22 protein-coding genes are annotated in these 23,510 nt (G+C 52.7%); 10 read left to right on the top strand and 12 right to left on the bottom strand.

Going from position 1 to position 23,510, the window contains the following annotated elements; genetic code table 11:
- The first annotated feature begins 83 nt into the window (after positions 1 to 83).
- The 6 genes from ACFQ1Z_RS07520 (at position 84) to ACFQ1Z_RS07545 (ending at position 4,972) form a co-directional block, all read left to right on the top strand.
- Positions 84 to 527, top strand: coding sequence for a winged helix-turn-helix transcriptional regulator (locus ACFQ1Z_RS07520; RefSeq protein WP_379056737.1), 444 nt, complete (start codon positions 84 to 86; stop codon positions 525 to 527).
- Positions 528 to 593: 66 nt separating this feature from the next.
- On the top strand, positions 594 to 950 hold the full coding sequence (locus tag ACFQ1Z_RS07525) for a hypothetical protein (protein WP_379056739.1): 357 nt from the start codon (positions 594 to 596) through the stop codon (positions 948 to 950).
- Positions 951 to 1,350: 400 nt separating this feature from the next.
- Positions 1,351 to 1,737: a DUF6896 domain-containing protein gene (locus tag ACFQ1Z_RS07530; RefSeq protein WP_379056740.1), complete on the top strand. Its 387-nt coding sequence runs from the start codon at positions 1,351 to 1,353 to the stop codon at positions 1,735 to 1,737.
- Positions 1,738 to 2,062: 325 nt separating this feature from the next.
- On the top strand, positions 2,063 to 2,350 hold the full coding sequence (locus ACFQ1Z_RS07535; RefSeq protein ID WP_379056742.1) for a co-chaperone GroES: 288 nt from the start codon (positions 2,063 to 2,065) through the stop codon (positions 2,348 to 2,350).
- A 154-nt stretch (positions 2,351 to 2,504) separates the two neighbouring features.
- On the top strand, positions 2,505 to 4,142 hold the full coding sequence (groL, locus tag ACFQ1Z_RS07540; protein WP_379056743.1) for a chaperonin GroEL: 1,638 nt from the start codon (positions 2,505 to 2,507) through the stop codon (positions 4,140 to 4,142).
- Positions 4,143 to 4,357: 215 nt separating this feature from the next.
- A complete protein-coding gene (locus ACFQ1Z_RS07545) occupies positions 4,358 to 4,972 on the top strand; it encodes an FKBP-type peptidyl-prolyl cis-trans isomerase (protein WP_379056744.1) in 615 nt (204 codons plus the stop codon).
- A gap of 67 nt (positions 4,973 to 5,039) precedes the next feature.
- Here the strand turns inward: ACFQ1Z_RS07545 and ACFQ1Z_RS07550 are convergent, their stop codons facing one another.
- The 5 genes from ACFQ1Z_RS07550 to ACFQ1Z_RS07570 all read right to left on the bottom strand — a co-directional run bounded on the left by ACFQ1Z_RS07550 (position 5,040) and on the right by ACFQ1Z_RS07570 (position 8,554).
- A complete protein-coding gene (locus ACFQ1Z_RS07550) occupies positions 5,040 to 5,981 on the bottom strand; it encodes an SdiA-regulated domain-containing protein (RefSeq protein ID WP_379056745.1) in 942 nt (313 codons plus the stop codon).
- A gap of 197 nt (positions 5,982 to 6,178) precedes the next feature.
- On the bottom strand, positions 6,179 to 7,171 hold the full coding sequence (locus ACFQ1Z_RS07555) for an NAD(P)H-dependent glycerol-3-phosphate dehydrogenase (protein ID WP_379056746.1): 993 nt from the start codon (positions 7,169 to 7,171) through the stop codon (positions 6,179 to 6,181).
- Positions 7,172 to 7,231: 60 nt separating this feature from the next.
- Positions 7,232 to 7,711 (bottom strand): protein-export chaperone SecB, encoded by a 480-nt coding sequence (secB, locus tag ACFQ1Z_RS07560; RefSeq protein WP_379056747.1) that lies wholly within the window; start codon positions 7,709 to 7,711, stop codon positions 7,232 to 7,234.
- A gap of 107 nt (positions 7,712 to 7,818) precedes the next feature.
- Entirely contained in the window at positions 7,819 to 8,076 is a 258-nt protein-coding gene (gene grxC / locus ACFQ1Z_RS07565) for a glutaredoxin 3 (protein ID WP_379056748.1), read from the bottom strand.
- Between the two features lie 67 nt (positions 8,077 to 8,143).
- Entirely contained in the window at positions 8,144 to 8,554 is a 411-nt protein-coding gene (locus ACFQ1Z_RS07570; protein ID WP_379056749.1) for a rhodanese-like domain-containing protein, read from the bottom strand.
- Positions 8,555 to 8,686: 132 nt separating this feature from the next.
- On the opposite strand from ACFQ1Z_RS07570, the gene gpmI reads away from it, so the two are divergent.
- Positions 8,687 to 10,237: a 2,3-bisphosphoglycerate-independent phosphoglycerate mutase gene (gene gpmI, locus ACFQ1Z_RS07575; RefSeq protein ID WP_379056751.1), complete on the top strand. Its 1,551-nt coding sequence runs from the start codon at positions 8,687 to 8,689 to the stop codon at positions 10,235 to 10,237.
- Positions 10,238 to 10,251: 14 nt separating this feature from the next.
- Positions 10,252 to 11,637 carry a murein hydrolase activator EnvC family protein gene (locus ACFQ1Z_RS07580; protein WP_379056752.1) on the top strand — a complete coding sequence of 462 codons (1,386 nt, stop codon included), beginning with the start codon at positions 10,252 to 10,254 and terminating at the stop codon, positions 11,635 to 11,637.
- Positions 11,638 to 11,737: 100 nt separating this feature from the next.
- Here ACFQ1Z_RS07580 and ACFQ1Z_RS07585 read toward each other — a convergent pair whose 3' ends face one another.
- From ACFQ1Z_RS07585 to ACFQ1Z_RS07605, 5 genes are all read right to left on the bottom strand, one after another.
- Positions 11,738 to 12,031, bottom strand: a complete 294-nt coding sequence (locus ACFQ1Z_RS07585; protein WP_379056754.1) for a hypothetical protein — start codon at positions 12,029 to 12,031, stop codon at positions 11,738 to 11,740.
- An 83-nt stretch (positions 12,032 to 12,114) separates the two neighbouring features.
- Positions 12,115 to 12,534, bottom strand: coding sequence for a secondary thiamine-phosphate synthase enzyme YjbQ (locus ACFQ1Z_RS07590; protein ID WP_379056755.1), 420 nt, complete (start codon positions 12,532 to 12,534; stop codon positions 12,115 to 12,117).
- Positions 12,535 to 12,608: 74 nt separating this feature from the next.
- Entirely contained in the window at positions 12,609 to 13,127 is a 519-nt protein-coding gene (locus ACFQ1Z_RS07595) for a hypothetical protein (protein WP_379056756.1), read from the bottom strand.
- 86 nt (positions 13,128 to 13,213) lie between these two features.
- Positions 13,214 to 15,796: an ATP-dependent chaperone ClpB gene (gene clpB, locus ACFQ1Z_RS07600; protein ID WP_379056758.1), complete on the bottom strand. Its 2,583-nt coding sequence runs from the start codon at positions 15,794 to 15,796 to the stop codon at positions 13,214 to 13,216.
- 206 nt (positions 15,797 to 16,002) lie between these two features.
- Positions 16,003 to 17,166, bottom strand: a complete 1,164-nt coding sequence (locus ACFQ1Z_RS07605) for a sialidase family protein (RefSeq protein WP_379057197.1) — start codon at positions 17,164 to 17,166, stop codon at positions 16,003 to 16,005.
- Positions 17,167 to 17,344: 178 nt separating this feature from the next.
- Between ACFQ1Z_RS07605 and ACFQ1Z_RS07610 the strand changes: the two genes are divergently transcribed.
- Positions 17,345 to 20,287, top strand: coding sequence for a bifunctional diguanylate cyclase/phosphodiesterase (locus ACFQ1Z_RS07610; protein WP_379056759.1), 2,943 nt, complete (start codon positions 17,345 to 17,347; stop codon positions 20,285 to 20,287).
- The gene (locus tag ACFQ1Z_RS07615) at positions 20,280 to 21,560 is read left to right on the top strand and encodes an HD-GYP domain-containing protein (RefSeq protein ID WP_379056760.1); all 1,281 of its coding nucleotides are present in this window, start codon (positions 20,280 to 20,282) and stop codon (positions 21,558 to 21,560) included. The genes ACFQ1Z_RS07610 and ACFQ1Z_RS07615 overlap by 8 nt, the downstream gene beginning before the upstream one ends.
- 109 nt (positions 21,561 to 21,669) lie before the next feature.
- Here the strand turns inward: ACFQ1Z_RS07615 and ACFQ1Z_RS07620 are convergent, their stop codons facing one another.
- Together ACFQ1Z_RS07620 and ACFQ1Z_RS07625 are read right to left on the bottom strand one after the other, a co-directional pair.
- The gene (locus tag ACFQ1Z_RS07620) at positions 21,670 to 22,143 is read right to left on the bottom strand and encodes a copper chaperone PCu(A)C (RefSeq protein ID WP_379056761.1); all 474 of its coding nucleotides are present in this window, start codon (positions 22,141 to 22,143) and stop codon (positions 21,670 to 21,672) included.
- Entirely contained in the window at positions 22,140 to 23,483 is a 1,344-nt protein-coding gene (locus tag ACFQ1Z_RS07625; RefSeq protein ID WP_379056763.1) for a PepSY-associated TM helix domain-containing protein, read from the bottom strand. The genes ACFQ1Z_RS07620 and ACFQ1Z_RS07625 overlap by 4 nt, the downstream gene beginning before the upstream one ends.
- Positions 23,484 to 23,510 lie beyond the last annotated feature (27 nt).

A 23,510-nucleotide genomic window follows, 5' to 3' on the forward strand; every position in this document is an offset into this window, starting at 1 on the left:
TACATTGTTGGTTATTAAAGTGTTACTATCATTTCGATAGCAACAATACTACCAATTTGGAATTTAGTCACTATCAAAATAGTATGGACAGCGAAAATATTTGCAATAACCCTTGCCCCATTGTGCGCAGCTTGGCTCTATTTGGGGATAAATGGAGTATCTTGATCCTCCGCGATGCACATGCCGGGCTGACGCGTTTTGACCAGTTCAGGAAAAGTCTGGGGATAGCGCCGACGATATTAACTAGGCGACTTGGATCTTTGACGGCAGAGGGAATGCTAGAGAGGCGGCGCTACTCAGAGCATCCTCCGCGTGAGGAATATGTGCTGACCGCCGCTGGCCGCGACTTTTTACCGGTGCTGTTTATGATAGGCGAATGGGGACGTCAATATCGTGGAGGAGGCGAACTGATACGCTTTCTCGATGCTGAGACAGAAACCGAAATCAAGGCTGTGGCAATCGATGAGGTAACGGGAGCCAAGATCGGCACACGCCCAATACGCATTGTCGCGCCGGATATGGTTTGAAAATAGATTTGAAGTCAATTTTATATTGAGGCCCTTGGGTCTTTGTAACCACTGTTAGAGAAAATAATGAAAAAATATCTCCTACTATTAATGTTTATCAATTTTAGTGCGTTTGCTAATGAAGCTGGTACACAAACACCACCTAATCAAGCTACCAACAAAAATAAAGAGTTCAACGTAAAATTAGATGACTCTTATGAAATATTCACATCAAAAACTAAGGGTGGAACGGTTTACTATCTTCACTGTAAAAATAATACCTTGCAGTGCGGTTACAATTGGGACGAGTTATGCGAAGGCGGTAAAGCTGTAGCGGCTAACCCACTTGGCGCGCCCCTGCCTGACCGTGGCAACGTACCTACAACAACGAATGATCCTGATATAGGTCTGCTTAGGATTTTTATGTGTGTTGATAAAAATTAAAGCATCAATCTCTGACCCATCATGAATCGGCACAGGCAAAAAAGAGATTTGATGATAACCAAGGTTGAGCAAAGGTTGTTGCCAGTTACTTACCTCAGACGTAGGCTTATTCATGTAACGCAAAGTAACTATCTATGTTGACCATGTTGAAGACGCGACAGAATTCGATAAGGTTCAAGATTTTTTGGCGCGCTGGGACTCAGCGATTATGGTCGCTGATTATTCCACCGGTGGTTGGGAGCATTGTTGGGATCTTCTTGTACCTGAGGCTGCTTTGGCAGAAATCCCCAAGCATTGGTTATGTGCAAGCGAATGGGCCGGTTACCAATGAGTTCCCAGCTTAACCCTTCAATCAAGTGGACGCGCTAAAGCCGGCTCCTTAATTCAGACGTTATGCCTTATGAATAAATCGCACATTGAGTTAGTTCTCCATGCAATTCCACTTTGGCATGCCCAAATGGCATGGGCAAAAGAGCTGCTCGTCCGAACTTTCAACCTAGAGCGTGCAGAAGATATTCTAAACAAAGAAAATAGGGGTATTCGCCAAGTACCAAACACTTCTTGGTTTATAAGAACTCACGGCATTGGTGTTGATATTTTTAAAACCCCTAAAGTTGGTGGCATTGACTTCGATTTTGATAAACCACATCCAGATGCTTGGCGGCTAGCCATTTTTATTGAGCGTCAGGTAAATGATGGGCAACTAAAATATGAACTCTATCGCGAGTTAATTGACGATGAAGAGCTTATGAAAAAAGTTGTCAGCGAAGCATTAAATGCGTCATAACCCATCATTGAAGCGAGACTGGCTAACGCCAGCCCCTTAATTTCAAATAAGCTCAAAAACTCACTGGTTTGTTAGTTTCAGATTAAATCGTTAATTAAGTATTTGATCTTATTGAAATACCACCCTCAACTTTATTTGCAAAAATCTCCAGTTGAATTACAAACGACAGCAGCTCGATTTTTTTTCATTTCCCTCTTGAAAATAAGGTTTAGCATCCCAAATTAGCAATCAGGGTGCGCGAGTGCTAAAATGCGCGCTGTAACTCTATTTGTTATTTTATTAAACCTCTTCCCAAATAAACCTTTAGGAATACAAGGAGATATTCATGAGTATTCGTCCATTGCACGATCGAGTGATCGTTAAACGCGCCGCTGAAGAGCGCACAACCGCTTCTGGCATCGTGATTCCAGATAGCGCTACTGAAAAACCTGATCAAGGCATTGTGCAAGCCGTTGGTAACGGTAAAAAAGATGACAACGGTAAAGCGATTCCGTTGGACGTAAAAGTCGGCGACAAAGTGTTGTTCGGCAAATACTCTGGTCAAGCAGTCAAAGTCGACGGCGAAGAGCTGTTGGTGATGCGCGAAGAAGATATTTTGGCAGTTGTAGAGTAACTCTGGTGACTGGCAACGGATGATCGTTGCGTTGCATAAAGCCGTTTGCGTTTGCTACAGCTTATGCGCTTTGCACTCATCCTGTTTCAGCATGCCACTGTTGCGGCAACTTCTGGTAAACCTTATTGAACATTCAAAATTCAGGAGAATTTAAATGGCAGCTAAAGACGTAAGATTTGGTGATGACGTTCGCCAAAAAATGGTAAATGGTGTCAACGTACTGGCTAATGCAGTACGCGTGACTTTAGGCCCTAAAGGCCGCAATGTTGTGTTGGAGCGTTCTTTCGGCGCGCCTACCATCACTAAAGATGGTGTGTCTGTAGCTAAAGAAATCGAATTGAAAGACAAGTTCGAAAACATGGGCGCGCAGATGGTGAAAGAAGTTGCTTCTAAAACCAATGACATCGCCGGTGACGGCACCACGACTGCCACAGTACTGGCACAAGCCATCATCCGCGAAGGCATGAAATCTGTTGCCGCTGGTATGAACCCTATGGACTTGAAACGCGGTATCGATAAAGCGGTTGAAGCGGCTGTTGCCAACCTGGCAGAGCAATCAAAACCCTGTACTACCAGCAAAGAAATCGCCCAAGTTGGTGCTATCTCTGCTAACTCAGACACTTCTGTTGGCCAGATCATTGCTGATGCAATGGACAAAGTCGGTAAAGAAGGCGTGATCACTGTTGAAGACGGTTCAGGCCTGACCAATGAATTAGATGTCGTTGAAGGTATGCAGTTTGACCGCGGTTACCTGTCTCCTTACTTCATCAACAATCCAGAGCGCCAGATCGCGTTGCTGGACAATCCTTTCGTGTTATTGCACGACAAAAAAATCTCCAATATCCGTGACCTGCTGCCTACACTGGAGCAAGTGGCTAAAGCTGGCCGTCCTTTGCTGATCATTTCTGAAGATGTAGATGGTGAAGCATTGGCAACTCTGGTTGTGAACAACATCCGTGGCATTTTGAAAACCACTGCTGTAAAAGCGCCTGGTTTTGGTGACCGTAGGAAAGCCATGCTGGAAGACATCGCTGTGTTGACCGGTGGTACCGTGATTTCTGAAGAAGTTGGCCTGAAACTGGAAAGCGTACAACTGACCGACCTCGGCCAGGCGAAACGCATAGAAGTGGGTAAAGAAAACACCATCATTATCGACGGTGCCGGCAACGAAGAAACCATCAAAGCGCGTATCGGCCAGATCAAAACTCAGATCGAAGAAGCTTCTAGCGACTACGACCGTGAAAAACTGCAAGAGCGCGTAGCCAAACTGGCTGGTGGTGTTGCAGTGATCAAGGTTGGCGCGACCACCGAGATCGAGATGAAAGAGAAAAAAGCCCGCGTTGAAGATGCATTGCACGCGACACGCGCTGCGGTTGAAGAAGGTATCGTGGCTGGCGGCGGCGTTGCGCTGATCCGTGCCCGTGATGCTATCGCTAAAGTAAAAGGTGAGAACCTGGACCAGGAAGCAGGCGTGAAGATCGTTCTGCGCGCGGTTGAAGAACCATTGCGTCAGATCACGCAAAACGCTGGTGTTGAGCCATCTGTGGTTGTGAACAATGTAGCGGCTGGCAAAGGTAACTACGGTTACAACGCGGCCAACGAAACTTACGGCGACATGATTGAAATGGGTATTCTTGACCCAACTAAAGTGACACGTTCTGCACTGCAAAACGCGGCTTCTGTGGCTGGCTTGATGTTGACCACTGACTGCATGGTAGCTGAACTGCCTAAAGAAGATGCGCCAGCGATGCCGGATATGGGTGGAATGGGCGGCATGGGCGGTATGATGTAATTTTTGCGGCGTTAAAGCGGCTATTGCTGCGTTGCTTATCCTGGTCGTACTTTAGTGTACTGCCTGCGGATAAGCGCCTTGCACTAACCGCTTTCACTTGCAAAAATGCCCTAAGTACCAGTTTAAAAACAGAACCCGCTTGCGCGGGTTTTGTCTTATCTGACAAATTAATCTTCAATCCTAGCCTAGCCGCTTAAAATCACGAAAGAAACTTAATGACAATTGAATTAAAAACCCTGACCCAACGCCTGAGCTATATCGTGGGTGAAAACCTGGCCCATCAGCTCAGAAACGATAATCTGGAACTGGATGCAGACGTGGTGGCACTCGCGGTGCGCGATGTGATGACAGACCAGCCATCCCGTTTATCCAATGAAGAAAAGCAGAGTGCAGTTGAGCAGGTGCAGAAAGAAGCACAAGCCAAGCAAGCAGCAGCACAAGAAAAGAATAAAGCCGCTGGCGTTGCTTACCTGGCTGAAAACGCTAAAAAAGACGGCGTGATCACCACAGCAAGCGGTCTGCAATATAAAGCGCTGGTGACTGGCGACGGCGCAAAACCGGTGCCTAGCGATCGCGTCAAAGTGCATTACAGAGGCACGCTGATCGATGGCACGGTCTTTGACAGCTCTTATGACCGCGGCGAGCCTATCGTTTTTCCGGTAACTGGTGTGATTTCAGGCTGGGTAGAAGGCTTGCAGTTGATGCAGGTAGGCAGCAAGTTCGAGCTGACCATCCCTTCTGAACTGGCTTACGGTGAGAGCGGCAGCGGCCCGGTGATAGGCCCGGATGCGACATTGGTATTTGAAGTCGAGTTACTGGGTATTGAATAAGCCTTAATCAACCTGGCGCATTAAAAAACCCGCAGCTGCGGGTTTTTTAATTTCTGCATGCGGCATCTCAGCTATGCCTGGCCTGCGCTTTTAGCTTGAACATATAAAACAGGTTGGGCTCGCTGACGATATACACATTGCCCTGATTATCGATAGAAACACCCTCGGCCTGCGGCACACTTTCGTGCAAGCCATGAAAGCCTTTCCATAGCGCCAGGGAGCCCAGGGCCTGCCCGGCTTCGTTAAACTGCTTGAGCAGCTTGGATTCATCACTGAGCAAAAAGAAATGGCCGCTAGGCTCATGATAAGTGACTGAAGACAGGTCCCTGAGTGCCCATTTCAAGGCCGGATCGAATTGGCGCATGTGCTTCATTTCTATCTGGCTCTGCTTGCTGGCATCCGGCTCATACAAACCAGTCACCGACATCACATATTTAGGGTCACGCTCTTTGACTACGATCAAGCGGTGATGCACGCTGTCATAGGTGACGCCTTCAAAATTCTTGTTGCCGCGCTCGTTGATGCCATAGCCCAGCAATTTGGCGTCCTTGACCGAGATCTCGCGTGTATCGGCTTTGATCTGTAGCAGCCACAATTTGCTTTCGCGCTCATCGGCCACCACATAAAAATCTTTTTCCAGATGCGAGATGCCTTCCAGGTCATCGGTGCCATGCACCTTTATTTCACGGACAGGCTCACCATCCAGGCTGAACTCGACGATCAGGCCTTTGTCATTGAGCACGGTGAACAAGGTGCCGGTTTCATGATTGTAGGCCAGGCCGGAGGCGTTCTTGTAATCAGCCAGCGGTTTGCCTTCAATGCTGACTTCATAATCCGAAAGGTTCAGGCCCTGATGATCGCGACTGTTGAATTGATGCCACAGATGCCAGGCCAGCGCTTCGGCTTTCATCGCATACAAGGTAGAGCCTATGGTCGCGATGACAGCAAAGCCAAAGACTACTTTTAACAACTTCTTTTTACTTAACTGCAAAATAATCTTCTCATTCATTTGAGCTAACTACCTGACTGCTCTGGCAAAGTATAGTTCCTACTGTTATAGGACATTTACATGACAGAGGTGCGACAGTATTAGCCGGGAAAGATAGACCCAGGATCTATTTAGGTGCTGATAACCACTTCATTGAATTGAGTGGTTTTGATTAAGACAAATTCCGGATAACTAGACTGGGAAGAACTCGCAATGGATCAGACAGATTCCTGACGCTGGCCACGACCCAATAAAGCAGTCACGGCATCCTGTGCTGTTTTCTGGTTGGTCAGCAATTGATTCACTTCATAGGTGATAGGCATCTCTACCTGCATCACCTCGGCTCTACGCATGACTTCGCGCGCGGTATTCACACCTTCGGCCACATGGCCCAGACCGGCCAGTATACTTTCCAGAGACTTGCCGGAAGCCAGTTGCAGCCCCACTTCACGGTTGCGCGAATATTGGCCAGTACAGGTCAGTATCAGGTCACCCGCTCCTGCCAGGCCCATAAAGGTTTCGGCTTTGGCGCCGAGGGCGATGCCAAAGCGGGTGATTTCCGCCAGGCCACGCGTGATCATGGCGGCACGCGCATTGTTGCCAAAGCCCATGCCGTCGGAGATGCCGGCCGCGATCGCCATCACATTTTTCACTGCGCCACCGACTGAAGCGCCAATGACATCGGTGCTGCTATACACACGCAAACAGCCACCATGTATCAGTTGCGCGGCCTGCTGCGCCAGTTCTTTGTGGTTGGCCGCCAGTGTGATTGCCGTAGGCAAGCCGCGCACCAGCTCGGCTGCAAAACTGGGCCCACTCAATACCCCCCACGGATAGTCACTGCCCAGTTCTTCCTGTGCGACTTCAAATGGTAACTTTGCCGTTTGCGGTTCCAGCCCTTTATTGGCCCACACCAGCGGCTGGCTGATAGAAAGGGCTTTCAACTGTTGCAGGATAGGGCGAAAACCCGCGGTCGGCACCACAGAAAGGATCAGGTCGGCACCGTCCACCGCAGCCGCCAGGTCATCGTCAACCGTGAGTTTTTCAGGAAAAGGGAATTCACCCAGATAGAGCGGGTTAGCCCGCGCTTTACGCATGCCGGAGACATGGCCACTGTTACGCGCCCACAGCACCACATCGTGTTGCAAGGCTATATGCATGGCGAGTGCGGTGCCCCAGGCACCTGCACCCAAAACGGCGACTTTACTCATTTGTATTTATCCATAAAAAAAGCAAGCCGCTACGGCTTACTTTTTCAATCAAATAAAAAATCAGTTAGGTGCGCCAGCAGCCTGGGCAGCTTGCTGTTGCTGTTGCAGGTACAAAGCTTCAAAGTTGATAGGGTTCAACAATACTGGCATGAAACCGGCGCGTGTCACCATATCGGAAATCGCTTCACGGGCATAAGGGAACAAGATGTTAGGGCAAGCGACTGACAGGATAGGCTCTAAATTCTCTTGTGGCACATTGCGAATGGCGAAAATACCGGACTGGTTCACTTCTACCAGGAAAGCAGTTTTATCCTGAATAGTGGCCGTAACGGTGACTTTGATAGAGACATTGAAAATACCGTCTTGCACTTGCTCGACCGCATTGCCCAATTCTACGTTGATCTGTGGTGTGGTGCGCTCGGTAAAGATAGCCGGTGCGTTAGGCACTTCGATAGACGCATCGTGCACATACAGTTTTTCAATGCTGAAAACTGGGCCTGTGTTCTGTTCTGCTTGGTTTTGTTGTGGTTCCTGAGCCATGAATCATCCTTGTAATATCAATACGCAAAGCCGCTATTCTAACTGGTCAGCCACGGCCTGACTATGTGTTTTTTATTGTGCTTTAAAGCCCGTGCTTGACCCGTGCTTCAAGCCGCCAGCAGCGGATCCAGCCCGCCTTGTACATCCAGCGCATGCAGATCATCAAAACCACCGACATGGCGCTCGCCTATGTAAATCTGCGGCACGGTGCGGCGGCCGGTCTTGGCCATCATTTCTGCACGCAATTCAGGCTGCATATCCACGCGGATCTTCTCGATCTCGGTGACGCCCTTGTTACGCAACAAACGCTCGGCATTGATGCAAAAAGGGCAGACTGCCGAGGTATACATCACTACTTTTGCCATGATTACCTTTCTAACTCACTACTTTATTGATCTACTTAAAAACCGCAGCCAGCACTTAGCAAGCCTGTTATTTGCTCAGCGGCATCTTGGCCTCTGACCAGGCCTGCACGCCACCTTTTAACTGGTGCAAGGCGGTAAATTGCTGTTGTTTGAGTACTTTTACGGCTGCGCGGGTGCGGTTGCCACGTTCGCATACCAGCAATACCGGTTTATCCTTGAACTTTTCCAGCTCTTTGACACGGCCAGCCAGCTGCGACAAAGGCACATTACGCGCGCCCTGCAGATGGCCCTGCTTGAATTCATCCGCCTCACGTACATCGAGCACCAGCACTTTCTTGCGGCTCATCAGCATCACCGCCTCGGTCACAGAAACCAGGGTGCTGCCTGCTGCTGAACGGCTGAACATGGTCACCAGCAATGCCACGCCAGAACCCAGGGCCAGGCCTATCAATAAAACATTTTCTTTAAAGAATTCCACGTGATCTTTTACCTAAACTTGTTGTCGAACCCGCAGCCTGCATCACCTTAGGTATGCGCCGCCTGCGGTTGCGACTATAATAGCGTAATTCGTGAATCCTACGCCCCGTCACCACTTTTAAAATTGTTAGCCATGTCAATCAAACCTGTTATTTTGCTGATCCTCGATGGTTTTGGTCATAGCGAAACCACCGAACACAATGCCGTTTTACAAGCCAGCACACCCAATCTGGATAAACTCAAAAGCCATTATCCGCACGGCCTGATCAATGCGTCCGAACACTATGTCGGCTTGCCTGACGGGCAAATGGGCAACTCTGAAGTCGGTCACCTGAATATTGGGGCGGGACGTATCGTTTTTCAAGACTTTGAGCGCATTAACAATAGCATCAGCAGCGGCGAGTTCTTTAAGCTGCCGGCGCTGGTGAATACCATGCAAACGCTGAAAGCACACGACAAGGCTCTGCATATTCTTGGCCTGCTGTCTGATGGCGGCGTACATAGTTTCCAGCCCCATATACACGCACTGGTCGAGATGGCCAAACAGCAAGGCCTGAGCAAGGCGTATATCCATGCCTTCCTCGATGGCCGTGACACGCCGCCTAAAAGTGCACTACCCTATCTGCAAGCGCTGGAAGACCAGCTGCAGGCACTGGGCGTTGGCAAGGTGGCCAGCGTGGGTGGCCGTTTTTACGGCATGGATAGAGACAAACGCTGGGAGCGTGTGGCAGTCGCTTATGAGCTGCTGGTCAATGGCACTGCCGAGTATGTGGCGCCTGATAGCCTGACCGCCTTGCAACAGGCTTATGCGCGTGACGAGAGCGATGAGTTTGTGAAATGCACGGCTATCCATGCCGCGGGCGACAGCCCGGTGCGTATGCAGGATGGCGACGCGCTGGTGTTCATGAATTTCAGGAGTGACCGGGCCCGCCAGCTGACCGATGCCCTGCTCAACCCTGACTTTGACGGCTTTGTGCGTAGCCGTGTGCCGGCCTTTAGCCATTACCTGACCCTGACGCAATACGATAAGAACCAGCGCCTGGCGCAGCCTATCTTTGCGCCATTCACGGTGCCGAATACTTTTGGTGAATATGTCGCCAACCTCGGGCTCAAGCAGTTGCGCATCGCCGAGACAGAAAAATATCCGCATGTGACGTTTTTCTTCAATGGCGGCGAAGAAACCGTGTTTACCGGCGAAGACCGTATCCTGGTGCCCTCGCCCAAAGTCGCCACCTATGACCTGCAACCGGAAATGAGCGCGGTCGAGCTGACCGATAAACTGGTAGCCGCTATTGAATCTGGGCAATACCAGGCGGTGATCTGCAATTATGCCAATGGCGATATGGTGGGCCATACCGGCAACCTGCAGGCAGCTATCAAAGCGGTGGAAACCCTGGATGCCTGTGTAGGCAGAGTGGTGGCTGCGGCGCAGGCCAGCGGCGCAGAAGTCATTATTACCGCTGACCATGGCAATGCGGAAAGCATGTTTGACCATGACAGTGCCCAGGCGCATACGCAACATACCACCAACCTGGTGCCATTCATTTATGTAGGCCGCGCCGGTACGGTGAGGGCTGATGGTGCGCTTTCTGACATTGCACCTACCCTGCTGACCCTGATGGGCTTGCCTAAACCGGATGAAATGACAGGCGAGAGCCTGGTGGCACTCAGTGCAGCGGCTTAAACAGACCCTGGTGCATGCCTGATACCCGATCGCTAAAACTAGACTGGCGCAGATATTTTTCAGCGGCAGGCCTGTGTGCCCTGCTAGCCACAGCATCATGGCCTGCGGTAGCGGCAAGCAGCGACAAAGCTGATGCGGCCAAGGGCGACCTCGAACAGGTCAAGGAAAAGATACAGCAGCTGGCCAATGCGCTCAAGGCCTCGCAACTGGCCAAACAAGATGCCAATGAAGCGCTGAAAGCTTCAGAGACCGCCATCAGTGCCTCGCGCAAAAAACTGCGCGAGATCCAGGATGCGCAACAGGAAAACCGCGGCAAGCTGCAGGACTTGCAAAAGCAAATGTCTTTGTTACAGCGCCAGGTCAACCAGCAGCACCAGTCGCTCAGCCAGCAGCTCAACCAGCAGTACCGCCATGGCAATAACAGTCCGTTACAGATGCTGTTACAGCAACAAGACCCGGCCAACACCACCCGCAACCTGAAATACCTGGGTTACCTGACGGCAGCACATCAACAACAGATACAGTCATTGCAGGATAACCGCGACGCCATAGAGCGGGTGCGCACGGCCACCAGCGAACAACTGCGTGAGACTGACAGACTGGCGACACAATACAGCGACACCACGCACAAACTGGTCGACGAGAAATCAAAACGGGCCGAAGTGCTGACTCAGCTTTCGCGCCAGATAGAAACTCAGGAACAGCAGCTGGTGCGCCTGAAAAAGGATGAAGAAGCGTTATCCAAACTGTTCCAGCGCCTGGCGGCTGAAGCCAAAAAACGTGAGCAGGAAGCACTGGCGCGGGCCAAGCGCGAAAAAGAAGCGGCCGCCAAACGCCTGGCCGAACAGGCGCGCAAGAAAAAATCCAGTGGCCGTACTTCTAAACAGCCAGCACAAACCAGTGTAGACGGACAAAGCAAAGACGACAGCGAGACCGACTCTTCAGGCAGCAGCGTGGTCGCCAAAAATGACACCTTGCCCGAATACAATGCCCTGAAAGAAAATTTCGCCCAACTACGTGGCAGGTTGCGTTTGCCGGTGCGCGGCGAAGTGATCAACCGTTTCGGCAGCGCGCGTGCCGAAACCGGCGTCAGCTGGAAAGGCCTGTTTATCCGGGCCAAAGAAGGCAGTGAAGTGAAGTCTGTCGCCGGTGGCCAGGTGGTGTTTGCCGACTGGATGCGCGGCTTTGGCAATTTGATCGTGGTCGACCATGGCAATGGTTATATGAGTTTATACGGCAATAACGAAGCCCTGTATAAATCCTCAGGCCAGCCGGTCAAGAGTGGCGATACCATCGCCGCAGTCGGCAACAGTGGCGGCAATGCCGAAAACGGCGTCTATTATGAATTACGCCGTAACAGCATCCCGTTTGATCCGCTGCAATGGAGTTCGGTCAAATAACCGGTGGCTGACTAAACAAAAAAAGCGCAGTTCACTGCGCTTTTTTCATGCCGGCTGCCTGTTCAAACCCTGGCAACCTGTCTGTTAACCGGGCGGCAACTTACTCGGCCTTGGCACCTTCTTCACCAGGGATCTCAGGCTGTGGTGTACTGGCGCGTGCGGCTTCCAGCTGTTTTTCCAATTCTTCCTTGGAAACGGTGATGCCAGGCACACGCTCATCTTCAGCAGGCTCATAGCCGCCCCCGCCACTGGATTTGGCAGCAGCGGGGGCATCTGTTGCAGCAGGTTGTTCTGCGGCCGGCGCTGCGGTCTCAGGTGCAGGCGGCTCTTCTTTACCGCAAGCGGCCAGACCCACAACTAAAAAAAGTGTAAGCAGGTAAGTATTCCATCTCATAAATTTCTCCTTTTATTACTTCCGATTATTATTAAAAAAACACTGGTTATAGTTAAAAAAACATAGCTACCTTAACAACTGGCTTATTCGCCAATTACATGCATCAACACCCGGCGACGGGCTGGTTGATGTCTATGTTCAAACAGGAAGATACCCTGCCATTGCCCCAGCGCGACCTTGCCGTTGATCACCGGGATAGACACGCTGGTTTGCGTCAACGCCGTCCTCACATGGGCGGGCATATCGTCCGGCCCTTCCACCGTGTGTATGAACAGCTGGTCGCCATCCGGGGCGATCCGATTAAAAAATGCTTCCAGGTCCACCAGCACATCCCTGTCATAGTTCTCATTGATGAGCAGGCTGGCAGAAGTGTGCTGTATATACAAAGTGAGCAAGCCACTGTGGATAGCTGCTTGCTCTACCCACTGCGCCACCTGCGGTGTAATGTCATACAGGCGTCTGCCTTGTGCATTGATGCTTAGTGTTTCATGGCTTTGTCTCATGCCTGTGTTCCGCTGCAAAATCTCGTTAAATCAGTATTCAAATCGGGCATAGACGCCGTATGCAAGCCTTTACCCTACCAGTAGCGCCAGCCGCCACCCCAGTAAGGGCGGTAACCCCAGGGGCCACCATAATAACCACCGCCATAAAACCAGGGGTCCATGCTACGCAAACGCGCGGAATCACGCTCGCGTTTCAAGCGGGTCTCTGCTTCTACCCGCGCTTTCTCGCGTTTGTTGATCTCATCGGCAATCGCGTTCTGCTGTGCTAGCGCATTGGCCTGCTGCATGTAATCCAGCACGCCTTTTGAGATGCCTTTCTGGTGCCAGCTCAACACCTCTGAAGGTGTCAGTGAGTAGCGCGATTGCGACAGTTTGATGGCTTCTATGATCTCGGCATCGGACTTGCCTTTTTTGCTCAGGCTGACGATCTCGTCCAGGCTCAGCGTGGATTGCGCAGGCGGTAGCAAGGCCGCCAACTGCTCAGGCGAGATCCTTTCGATCTGCACCGGCTGCGGCGCCTGGGTAGCACAACCTGCCAGCATAGCCAGCAAACTGATCGCTAACAATAAACGCAAGCTTTTGAATTGATTCATCATATTTCCATTCTAACCCGCAAAAAGAATAGGGCCATAACCATTATGACCCTATAGGATGACTATGGTTCGCCAACCGGCGGCCATCAGGCTTTGTTAAACACCATTCTGCCGGACTCGAAGCCCAGTTGTATCGTATCCTTGGCGGCAAAATGCCCGGCGAGTATCTCTTTTGCCAACGGGTTTTCGATCTCGCTCTGTATCGCCCGTTTCAATGGTCGCGCGCCATAGACCGGGTCAAACCCGGCATTGGCGATCTCTGCCAGCGCTGCATCACTGATATCCAGCTGCATCTCCATGGCGGCCACGCGTTTAGCCAGCAATTGCAGCTGTATATTGGCAATGGCCCTCACATGCGTCTCACCCAGCGCATGGAACACGATCACTTCGTCGATACGGTTGATGAATTCAGGCCGGAAGTGTGCTTTCACCTCGCCCATCACCGCCAGTTTCACCACCTGGTAATCCTGGTCCGCCATACTTTGTATCATCTGGCTACCGAGGTTAGAGGTCATGATGATGACGGTATTCTTGAAGTCTACCGTGCGGCCCTGGCCATCGGTCAGGCGGCCATCATCCAGCACCTGCAGCAGCACATTGAACACATCCGGGTGCGCTTTTTCTACCTCATCAAGCAGGATGACTGAATAGGGTTTGCGGCGCACCGCTTCAGTCAGCGTACCGCCTTCTTCATAGCCGACGTAACCGGGGGGCGCACCTATCAGGCGGGAGACGGAGTGTTTCTCCATGAACTCGCTCATATCGATGCGGATCAGGTGCTCTTCGCTATCGAACAAAAAGCCGGCCAGCGCCTTGCACAACTCGGTTTTACCGACACCGGTCGGCCCCAGGAACAGGAAACTGCCATACGGCCGGTTAGGGTCGCTCAAGCCGCTGCGCGAACGGCGGATGGCGTCCGAGACCAGGCGCACGGCTTCGTCCTGGCCGACCACGCGCTCATGCAATTTGTCTTCCATGCGCAACAGTTTCTCGCGCTCGCCGGTCATCATCTTGCTGACCGGTATGCCGGTGGCACGGCTGACCACTTCCGCGATCTCGTCGGCACCGACCTCGGTACGCAACATTTTATGTTTTACCGCCAGCGGTGCTGCCTGGCTGGAGTCGTGCTTGAGCTGTGCTTCCAGTTGCGGCAATTTGCCATACTGCAACTCGGAAACACGCTGCCAGTCGCCCTTGCGGGTAGCGGCTTCCATATCCAGTTTGACTTTTTCTATCGCCTCTTTGACGCCTGCAGAGCCATGCACAGCCGCTTTTTCAGCTTTCCAGATCTCTTCCAGGTCGGCATATTCTTTCTCCAGCCGGTCTATCTCCTCTTCGATCAGGGTAAAGCGTTTCTGGCTAGCTTCGTCTTTCTCCCTGCGCACCGCTTCGCGCTCGATCTTGAGCTGTATCAGGCGCCGGTCCAGCTTGTCCATCACTTCCGGCTTGGAGTCTATCTCCATCTTGATGCGCGAAGCCGCCTCGTCTATCAGGTCTATGGCCTTGTCCGGCAAAAAGCGGTCGGTGATATAGCGGTTGGATAACTCTGCCGCAGCAACGATGGCCGGGTCAGTGATCTCCACACCGTGGTGTAGCTCATATTTTTCCTGCAAGCCACGCAAAATGGCGATGGTCGCCTCTACGCTAGGCTCATCGACCAGCACTTTCTGGAAACGGCGTTCCAGCGCGGCGTCTTTCTCTATGTATTTGCGGTACTCATCCAGCGTGGTGGCACCTACACAGTGCAACTCGCCGCGTGCCAGTGCCGGTTTCAGCATATTGCCGGCGTCCATGGCGCCTTCAGACTTACCGGCACCGACCATGGTGTGGATCTCATCGATAAAGACTATGGTCTGGCCTTCATCCTGCGCCAGCTCTTTCAGCACCGATTTCAGGCGCTCTTCAAACTCACCTCGGTATTTGGCACCCGCCAGCAATGCTGCCATATCCAGGCTCAGCACTTTTTTGTTTTTCAGCGAATCCGGCACTTCGCCATTGACGATACGCTGGGCCAGGCCTTCAACGATGGCGGTCTTGCCAACGCCAGGCTCACCGATCAGCACCGGGTTGTTTTTGGTACGCCGCTGCAATACCTGGATGGCGCGACGGATCTCGTCATCGCGGCCTATCACCGGGTCCAGCTTGCCGGCACGTGCGCGCTCGGTCAGGTCCATAGTGAATTTTTTCAGGGCTTCGCGCTGGCCTTCTGCCTCCTGGCTATTGACGGTGTCGTTACCGCGCACCGCTTTAATGGCTTGTTCCAGTACAGCCTTGTTCAGGCCATGCTGCTTGAGCAACCTGCCGGTCTCCCCTTTGTCTTCAGCCAGCGCCAGCAGGAACATCTCGCTGGCGATGTAAGTGTCGCCACTTTTCTGGGCGAATTTATCGGTGATATTGAGCAGGTTATTCAGGTCGCGTGAAATCGTGACTTCGCCACTGTTTTCGCTGATCTTGGGCAGCGCATCCACCGCCTGCTGCAAACTGGTTTTCAAGGCGCTGACCTGCGCACCGGCACGCGACAGCAAGGCGGCAACGCCGCTGTCGTCCTGGTTCAACATGGCCAGTAACAGATGTGGCGCTTCTATGGTTGGTTGGTCGGCACCCACTGCCATGCTTTGCGCATCGGCAAGTGCCTGCTGGAATCTGGTAGTGAGCTTATCAAAACGCACGGTTAACCCTTTCACACAAAAGTCATGCCGCACATTGCGGCGGGATAACCCTATAATGCGGCGGGTTTTTACGTTTTCAATAGAGCCAGATCAAATATGCGCCAGTTAATGCTGGCCTTATGGGTCAGCAAACGGAGCCTCGTCGTCTTATGGTGCCGGGAACGGCACCTGTTGTCTTATGGTGCCGTGAACGTCAACTCGTTCTCTTATGGTACCGTTCCCGGCACCAGCAGCAGGCCTTTTTCAGCGCTGTTGACCGCCAGCAGCGCCTGGCCACGCAGATTCAACCATTGCGGGTAATCCAGCTTGCCTGCGCTGTGCACGGCCACTGTGGGCAAGCCCCAGGTCTTGCCGCCATCGAGTGAAGCCATGGTCACTATATCCATACCCTCGCTACTGCGTTCCTGCCATGCCAGCCATACCTTATCGCCCACACTGAGCAAGGCCGGGTGTCCGGCGTTCTTTTTCGCGTCGCCTATACGCCTGGGCGGGGTGGTCACCCACGCCTGGCCATCCATGCGCACCAGGCGCAGGCCGGGCTTGTCACCGGCGCCGTCAAAATACGCAAGGTGGTAGCCAAAGCCTTCACCCAGCGCCAGCGCAGCGCCATGGTGTGGGCAACCGTCTATCTTCCAGCGGCCGTAGCTGGCGCGTACGATGGCAGGTTTGGCCGCTTTGCCAGCACCTGGCCGCGGTATCTCGGCCATGGCATGGTCGCGCTCACTGCCGGCAAACACATGCCGCCAGAGCACGGCCACCGTGCCATCGGCCTTGCTGGTCATGGCGATACGGCAACACTCACAACTGCTGTCGGCCAGTTTTTTCTCGCTGGCAAAGCTTTTACCCTGGTCGCTAGAGACTGCGTAATAAATGGCCGCGCCGTCATAAGGCTTGCCGGCGGCCTTGGCTGCCAGCAAGTCGCGCTTATCTACCCAGGCAACGGTGATCTCACCTTCTGCGGAAACCTGCAGCGCATCAAACCTGTGGGTGATCTCTGCGCGGTCGTGATGCACGATATACGGCGGCTCAAAAGTTTTACCGCCATCGACAGAGCGGGCAAACCAGATGTAGCCGGCAAAAGGTTTCTTCAGTGATTCGGTCCAGCTCAGATAGATATTGCCATTACTGGCGACAGCGATCTTGGGCCTGGCTTCGGCGTCTGCCGCCACTTTCATCGGCGTGGGGTTGGCTGCCACTTCGCTGCTGAAATGCTGCCCGCCATCTGCACTGTATGACACCCACACCTGGCCCTTGCTGGCACGCGCTTGCCACAACCGGCCATCACTATCAGTCGCCAGGCTGATCGCCAGACTGGCTGCCCCTTGCTCTGTATGTGCATCGTGCGCGCTGACCTGAGACAGGCAGACCATGCTGAAGACGACGAGCAACGCTTTAATCAACCATCTCACCGCTTAATTTCCTTACTTAAAATATATTTAACAATATAATTCTTTACAATTGAATAAGCTGCTAAAGTTAGGGTGTCAAAAGCCGTTAACCCACATAACTGGACGAATAACGACTACCTGTCGGATAGCAATAAAACTTATGGATACGCAAGCAACTTTTGATCATCATAGCACAGCGTGGCTGCAGCCTTTGGCGGCCACCATGCCTGATATGCCGGTGTTGGCAATCAACCGCCGCGCGCAGTGCCTGGCTTCTAACGAGATGGCAAAAAAGCTGCTGGGCGAGCAGGCGCATGCTTTACCCAAAGACATGCGCCAGGCGCTGGTGCAGGCCATCCGCGACCAGCAGACCGAACTGACACTGCAAACCCGCATCAATGACCTGACCCGCGATTTCAAATGCCGCTTGTTCTATGCCAGGCAAGGCAGGCATGCCATAGGGTTGCTGCTGGAGGAGCAGGAGAATGCCCTGGTCCAGCAACTGGTACATATGCAATCCGTGGTGCATTCACTGATAGAGATGAGCCCTGACCTGATCTCTATCAAAGACCCTGACAATCGCTGGATGATGGCTAACCAGCGCATGCTGAACACCTTTCAGATCGATGACTTTGAGTATGAGTTTTTGAACAACAGGCAGATCGCCGATACCCTGCATCCGGTGTTCCGCAACAGTTTCGAGCATCACGAGAAATCTGACCAGACCGTGTGGCAGACACGCCAGTCTTACCATAATGAAGAACTGGTGCACTTGCCGCAGGGCGGCTATAAAACGCTGGAAGTGAACAAGACCGCTTATTACGACCAGCATGAGCAGCCCAGCCACCTGATCACAGTGGCGCGTGATGTCAGCGAGCAAAAATTCATTCAGAGCCAGTTGCTGAATCGCAGCGCGGTGCTGGATACACTGATCTCCTGCGACTGGATGCTGCATTCAGCAGAACGCTGGCAGACCGTGGCAGAAAACGTATTGCAACAATGCTGCCTGTCTTTCCGTTTTAGCCGTGCGGTGTTGCTGCAACATCACACCACCACAGTGCGCAAGAAAACCGAGACCCGCTCGCAGGCACTGTTCCACTGGGCCACCAATGGTTTCCACTCCACTTATGAGCACTGGGAGAAGATCTCTTTTCTCGCGCCGGAGCTGAAGCGCTGGCATGACCTGCTCTCCAAAGGGCAACCGGTGATGTGCGATGCGCATACGTTGCCGGAAGATGAACGCTTTCTGTTGAAATCGCATGACAGCGTCAACCTGGTGATCGTGCCGCTGATGATAGATCAGGAATGGTGGGGCTCTATGGTGATAGAGCGTTGTTTCGACGCCGAAAGCACCAGCTCACAAGAATTAGGGTCACTGATGGCCATAGGCCGCACCCTGAGCGTGGCCATAGACCGCGAACAGACCGGCAAAAGCCTGAAACTGGCCAAGATCGCTTTCGACAGCACCACCGAAGGCATCATGATCGTCAACCCTTCCGGCGAGCTGGTCGGTATCAACCAGGGCTACACGCTGATCACCGGTTTTGATGAGTCCGAAGTGTTGGGCCTGAAACCGCAGATCTTCCGCCAGCGACCGCGTGGCCTGTTCGGCGCACTCAAACGTCACGGCAAATGGTCGGGCGAGATAGAGAATATGCGCAAGAACGGCGAAAGCTATACCGAGTGGATGACCATCACCGCGGTACGCAACCATGCTAACGCCATCACCAATTACGTGGGCGTGTTTGCCGATATCACCGAGATGAAGCGCTCACAGGTGCAGCTCAACTCGCTGGTCAACCATGACCCGCTGACCGGCTTGCCTAACCGCAGGCTGATCAATCATTTGTTCACGCATGCGATACAGCGTGCCAACCGCAACGAGCAACAGGCGGCGGTGTTATTCATAGACCTGGACCGGTTCAAGAATATCAATGACAGCCTGGGCCATTACAGTGGTGACCAGTTATTGCTGGGGGTGACCGAGCGTATCCAGGCTTCTTTGCGTGAATCTGATATTGTTGGCCGCCTGGGTGGCGATGAGTTTATCGTGCTGCTGGAAAACCTGCACAGCAAGGCAGATGCCGCGCATAAGGCACACGATATACTGGAGGCCCTCAAACGCCAGTTCATGATAGACCATCATGAAATATTCATAGGCGCCAGCATAGGTATCTCCATGTATCCGCACGATGCCAGCGATGTGGAAGGCCTGATCAAAGCCGCCGACCTCGCCATGTACCAGGTCAAGAACAATGGCAAGAACCATGTGTCGTTCTACGATGCTGCGCTGAGCCGCAATGCGGTGGAGCATTTCCAGCTGGAAACCGAGTTGCGCCAGGCACTGGCCAGAAAACAGCTCAAGATGTTCTACCAGGCGCAGATAGACCTAACTACCGGCATGATCATAGGCGCAGAAGCGCTGATACGCTGGCAGCACCCGACGCAGGGCCTGATCCCGCCAGCCAAGTTCATCCCGCTGGCAGAAGAGACCGGCCTGATCCTGGGCATAGGCGAATGGGCCTTGCGCGAGTCTGTGCGTCAGGCCCATGCCTGGCACAAACGCCACCCTGAATTCAAGAAGATCGCCATCAACGTCTCTGCGGTGCAGATCATGAAGAGCAAGTTTGCCGATACCGTGTATGGCATTCTGATGGAGAGCGATTGCGACCCTTCTATCATTGAGCTGGAGATCACCGAGAGCACGCTGATGCAGCACACGCAGCATGTGGTGGATACCTTTAACCAGCTGAAAAAGCTGGGTATCAGCATTGCCATTGATGACTTTGGCACCGGCTATTCATCGCTGTCGCACCTCAAGCGTCTGCCGCTGGACCAGATCAAGATAGACCGCAGCTTTGTCAAAGACCTGCCGGACGACAAAGATGACGCCGCCATTACCAGTGCCATTTATGCGATGGCCACCCAGTTGGGATTCACCGTTGTAGCAGAAGGAGTTGAAACAGAAGAACAGGAAAAATTCTTACAGCGTCTGGGTTGCCAGACCGCGCAAGGCTATCTGTATGCCTACCCGGTCAACTCCGACGACTTTTTGCAGTTGTTAGTGTTAAATAATCAAAGAAAAATAAAACGCCATGCCTAATCACGCCTCCGATACTTTTTATATCGACATAGATCAACTCCAGATCGGACTCTATATCCACCTGGACCTGGGATGGATGGACCATCCTTTCTCCATCAGCAACTTTAAGGTGACTGACGAATCGCAGATCGAAACCATTAAATCACTGGGGTTGACGCAATTGCGCTATGACCCGCGCCGCAGTTCGAGCACACCGTTGCGCAGCAGCGGCCACCAGGACAATGTGGTCGAGTTTCCTATGCGTAAGGCTAGTTCAGCCAAACTGGAGGTGATAGACGATAGCCCTGAGCTGAGCGCGGCGCAAAGGCAGCAGCTGGCACTCAAGCAAGCGATCACCGAAAGCGAACAAAAATTCCTCAAGGCCAGTTCCGATGTGTGGAACATCCAGAAAATGTCCACCGAGCATCCTGACCAGGCCTATGGCCTGGCCTCTAACGTGGTGCTGGACCTGGTGGCCAGCACCCTGACCGAAGGCGATATTGCCATCCACGCCATGAACGGCCACCGTATCGGTGACCAACACTACCAGCATGAGCTGAATATCCTGGTGCTCTCCATGTTGCTGGCAAAAAACCTGAACGTCAGTGATGAAGATGCCATCATCCTCGGCATGGCGGCGATACTGCATGACATAGGCAAACGCCAGATCAGCGACAAGATACTGTTGAAAAAAGACCCGCTGACCGTGCGCGAAACAGCGATCTACCAGACCCATGTCGTGCTGGGCCTGAATATGCTCAAAGAAGTGTCGGTACCGAAAAAGATACTGTCCATCATAGGCCAGCATCATGAGTTCGCCGATGGCAGCGGCTACCCGAAAGGCTTGCATTGCGATGAGATCGATCCGCTGTCGCATATCCTGATCATCGCCAATATGTACGATAACCTGTGCAACCCATCTAACCCGGCACTGGCAAAAACACCTTATGAAGCGCTGAGCATCATGTTTGCGCAGCAGCGCCACCAGTTTGACCAGACCATATTGCGCCGCTTTATCAAATGCCTGGGCATCTACCCGCCCGGCAGTGTCATCCGCCTGTCAGACCAGAAACTGGCGACCGTGTTGTCGACCAACCCGCAACAACCGCTGCGCCCATTTATCCAGTTGCTCAACGAAAGCAATGACGAAGATGGCGAAATCATAGACTTGCGCGAAACCCTGGACCTCAACATCATTCAATGCCTGAAACCGGAACAGTTACCGAATATCCTGCAGAGAATGATGCGCCAGAAACAACGTACCAGCTACTTTATCGATAAAGTCACCGCTTAACTTTGTAGTCACCGTAAGCTTCACACCCCTGCCCGCATAGTCACTATACGGGCAGTTCTTCAGATGCCGTCAGCCGGCATCCTCTCTCCGCCTGCTTGATACAGCATCATCAGTGATGCATATGCGTATCGGCGGCTGGCTCAGGGGCTGTAGGCGCAGCGGCAACCACCTTGATGTGAATGGTGGCTTTTTTGCCCTGCGCATCCTGGGTCACCAGAGTGAGAGGTACCACTTCGCCCTGTTTGATCTGGTGATTCAAGCCTATCAGCATCAGATGAAAGCCGCCTGGTTTCAGCGCTACCACCTGCCCCGCTTTCAGCGGCAAACGCTCCAGCCTCTTCATACGCATGATATTGCCATCCATGGACATGTAATGGATCTCGGCTTTTTCAGCCACCGGGGTAAGCACCCTAACCAGATCAACAGTCTGATCAGCACTCAGGTTCATATAGGCCGCCGCGACTGGCTGGCCGGGAACGGTAGGTTTCACCCAGGCATCGGTGATCTTTAATTCTGCATGGGCGAGCGTGGTTGCACAGGTCATCGCGACGCTGACGAATACGTGTTTTAAGTTAAATTTCATTGCCTGACCTCCTGATGAGTCAATTGCCAAATGACATCGAAAATAAGTGCTGCAATCATCGATGCCCCAAGTAATGGGAATAGAACGCCCAACGCGAATGTGATGAGGGCGGCATTCCGTGTGAGCTTGTGATCCTGCCGCTTAGGCGGTGGTGCCAGCCGTTGACCAGAAGTGCGACGCTTGCACCACATGGTGACCGAAGTAACCACCAGCAGAATCAACGCCAGACATCCCGCCAGCATCAGCAGCTGGCTGGCAAGTCCGTATTGTTTGCCTTGATGTACCGAGGTACCCCATTCGGTGACTTTAGCCACTGCGCCATAAGCTGCATAACCGGTATCTATCAGCACTTTGCCTGAATACTGGTCTACGTGTATCACTCGTTCCTGCGTCGCATCGGCGGGGAACTGCAACGCGGTATACACGCCACCAGGCCCCATGGGCAGCCGGATAGAATAGCCAGCTTTCAAGCCTACCTGCGCGAAGATATGCCGCGCGTGATCGAGACCGATAGGCATCTGCGTGCCACTAGCCCCCTGCTTGCCAGAAGTGGGCAAAGTCGTTTTTTCCAGCGTCCACGGCACCTCCCCCTGCGTTTCAAGCGCGATATCGGATTGCGGGACCTTTGCCCAAAGATAGGCAGGAAAGCCCAGGCCATAAGCAGTGCTGATTTTGCCTAACTGCTGGCCCCAGAATGCAGACCATGGCATACCGGTCAAGGCCAGAAACAGGATGATACCGCCAGCCAACAGACCTGTGAGGGCATGTATATCGCGCCACCAGATACGCTTGTGAGGCGCGCCGCGCACCCGCACCAAGTTGGCATTTTGACCATGCGGCCACCAAAGATACAGGCCGGTGATGATCAGCACCATGGTCCATCCGGCTACTATCTCTACCAGCCAGTTGGCCCAGGTGCCCACCAGGGTCAGTGAATGCAATTGTTTGACTATCAGCTCCCACTGCTGGCTTTCAGCGTGTGCGCCCAAGGTCTGGCCGGTATACGGATTCACCAGCACTTGCACTGTCTCGCCATGCGGCTGTTTGATCAGCAGGCCAAGGCTGCGATCACTGCTGGCCGGTGTTTGTATCAGCTTCAGCTCGCCGGGATACTCCATCAACACATGCTGTGTCAGGCGCTGCAGTGATATGGCGGGCTTTGAAGAAGGTGTTACAAACCGTTCAGAGTGATAAATCCAGTCGTTGATTTCAGCTCGAAACAGATACAGGCTGCCGGTGATCGCCAGGCTGAGCAATATCGGCAGGCACAACAAGCCGGCGAAAAAATGCCAGCGCCACACCCGGCCGTAGAATGTCGCGCGGTTCGTAGAAGATGACATTTGCTTTGTATTTTTTAATAACATCGC

Origin of the sequence: Methylophilus luteus, from assembly GCF_042676265.1 — a bacterium.
In the GTDB taxonomy this organism is placed as follows: Bacteria; Pseudomonadota; Gammaproteobacteria; order Burkholderiales; family Methylophilaceae; genus Methylophilus; species Methylophilus luteus.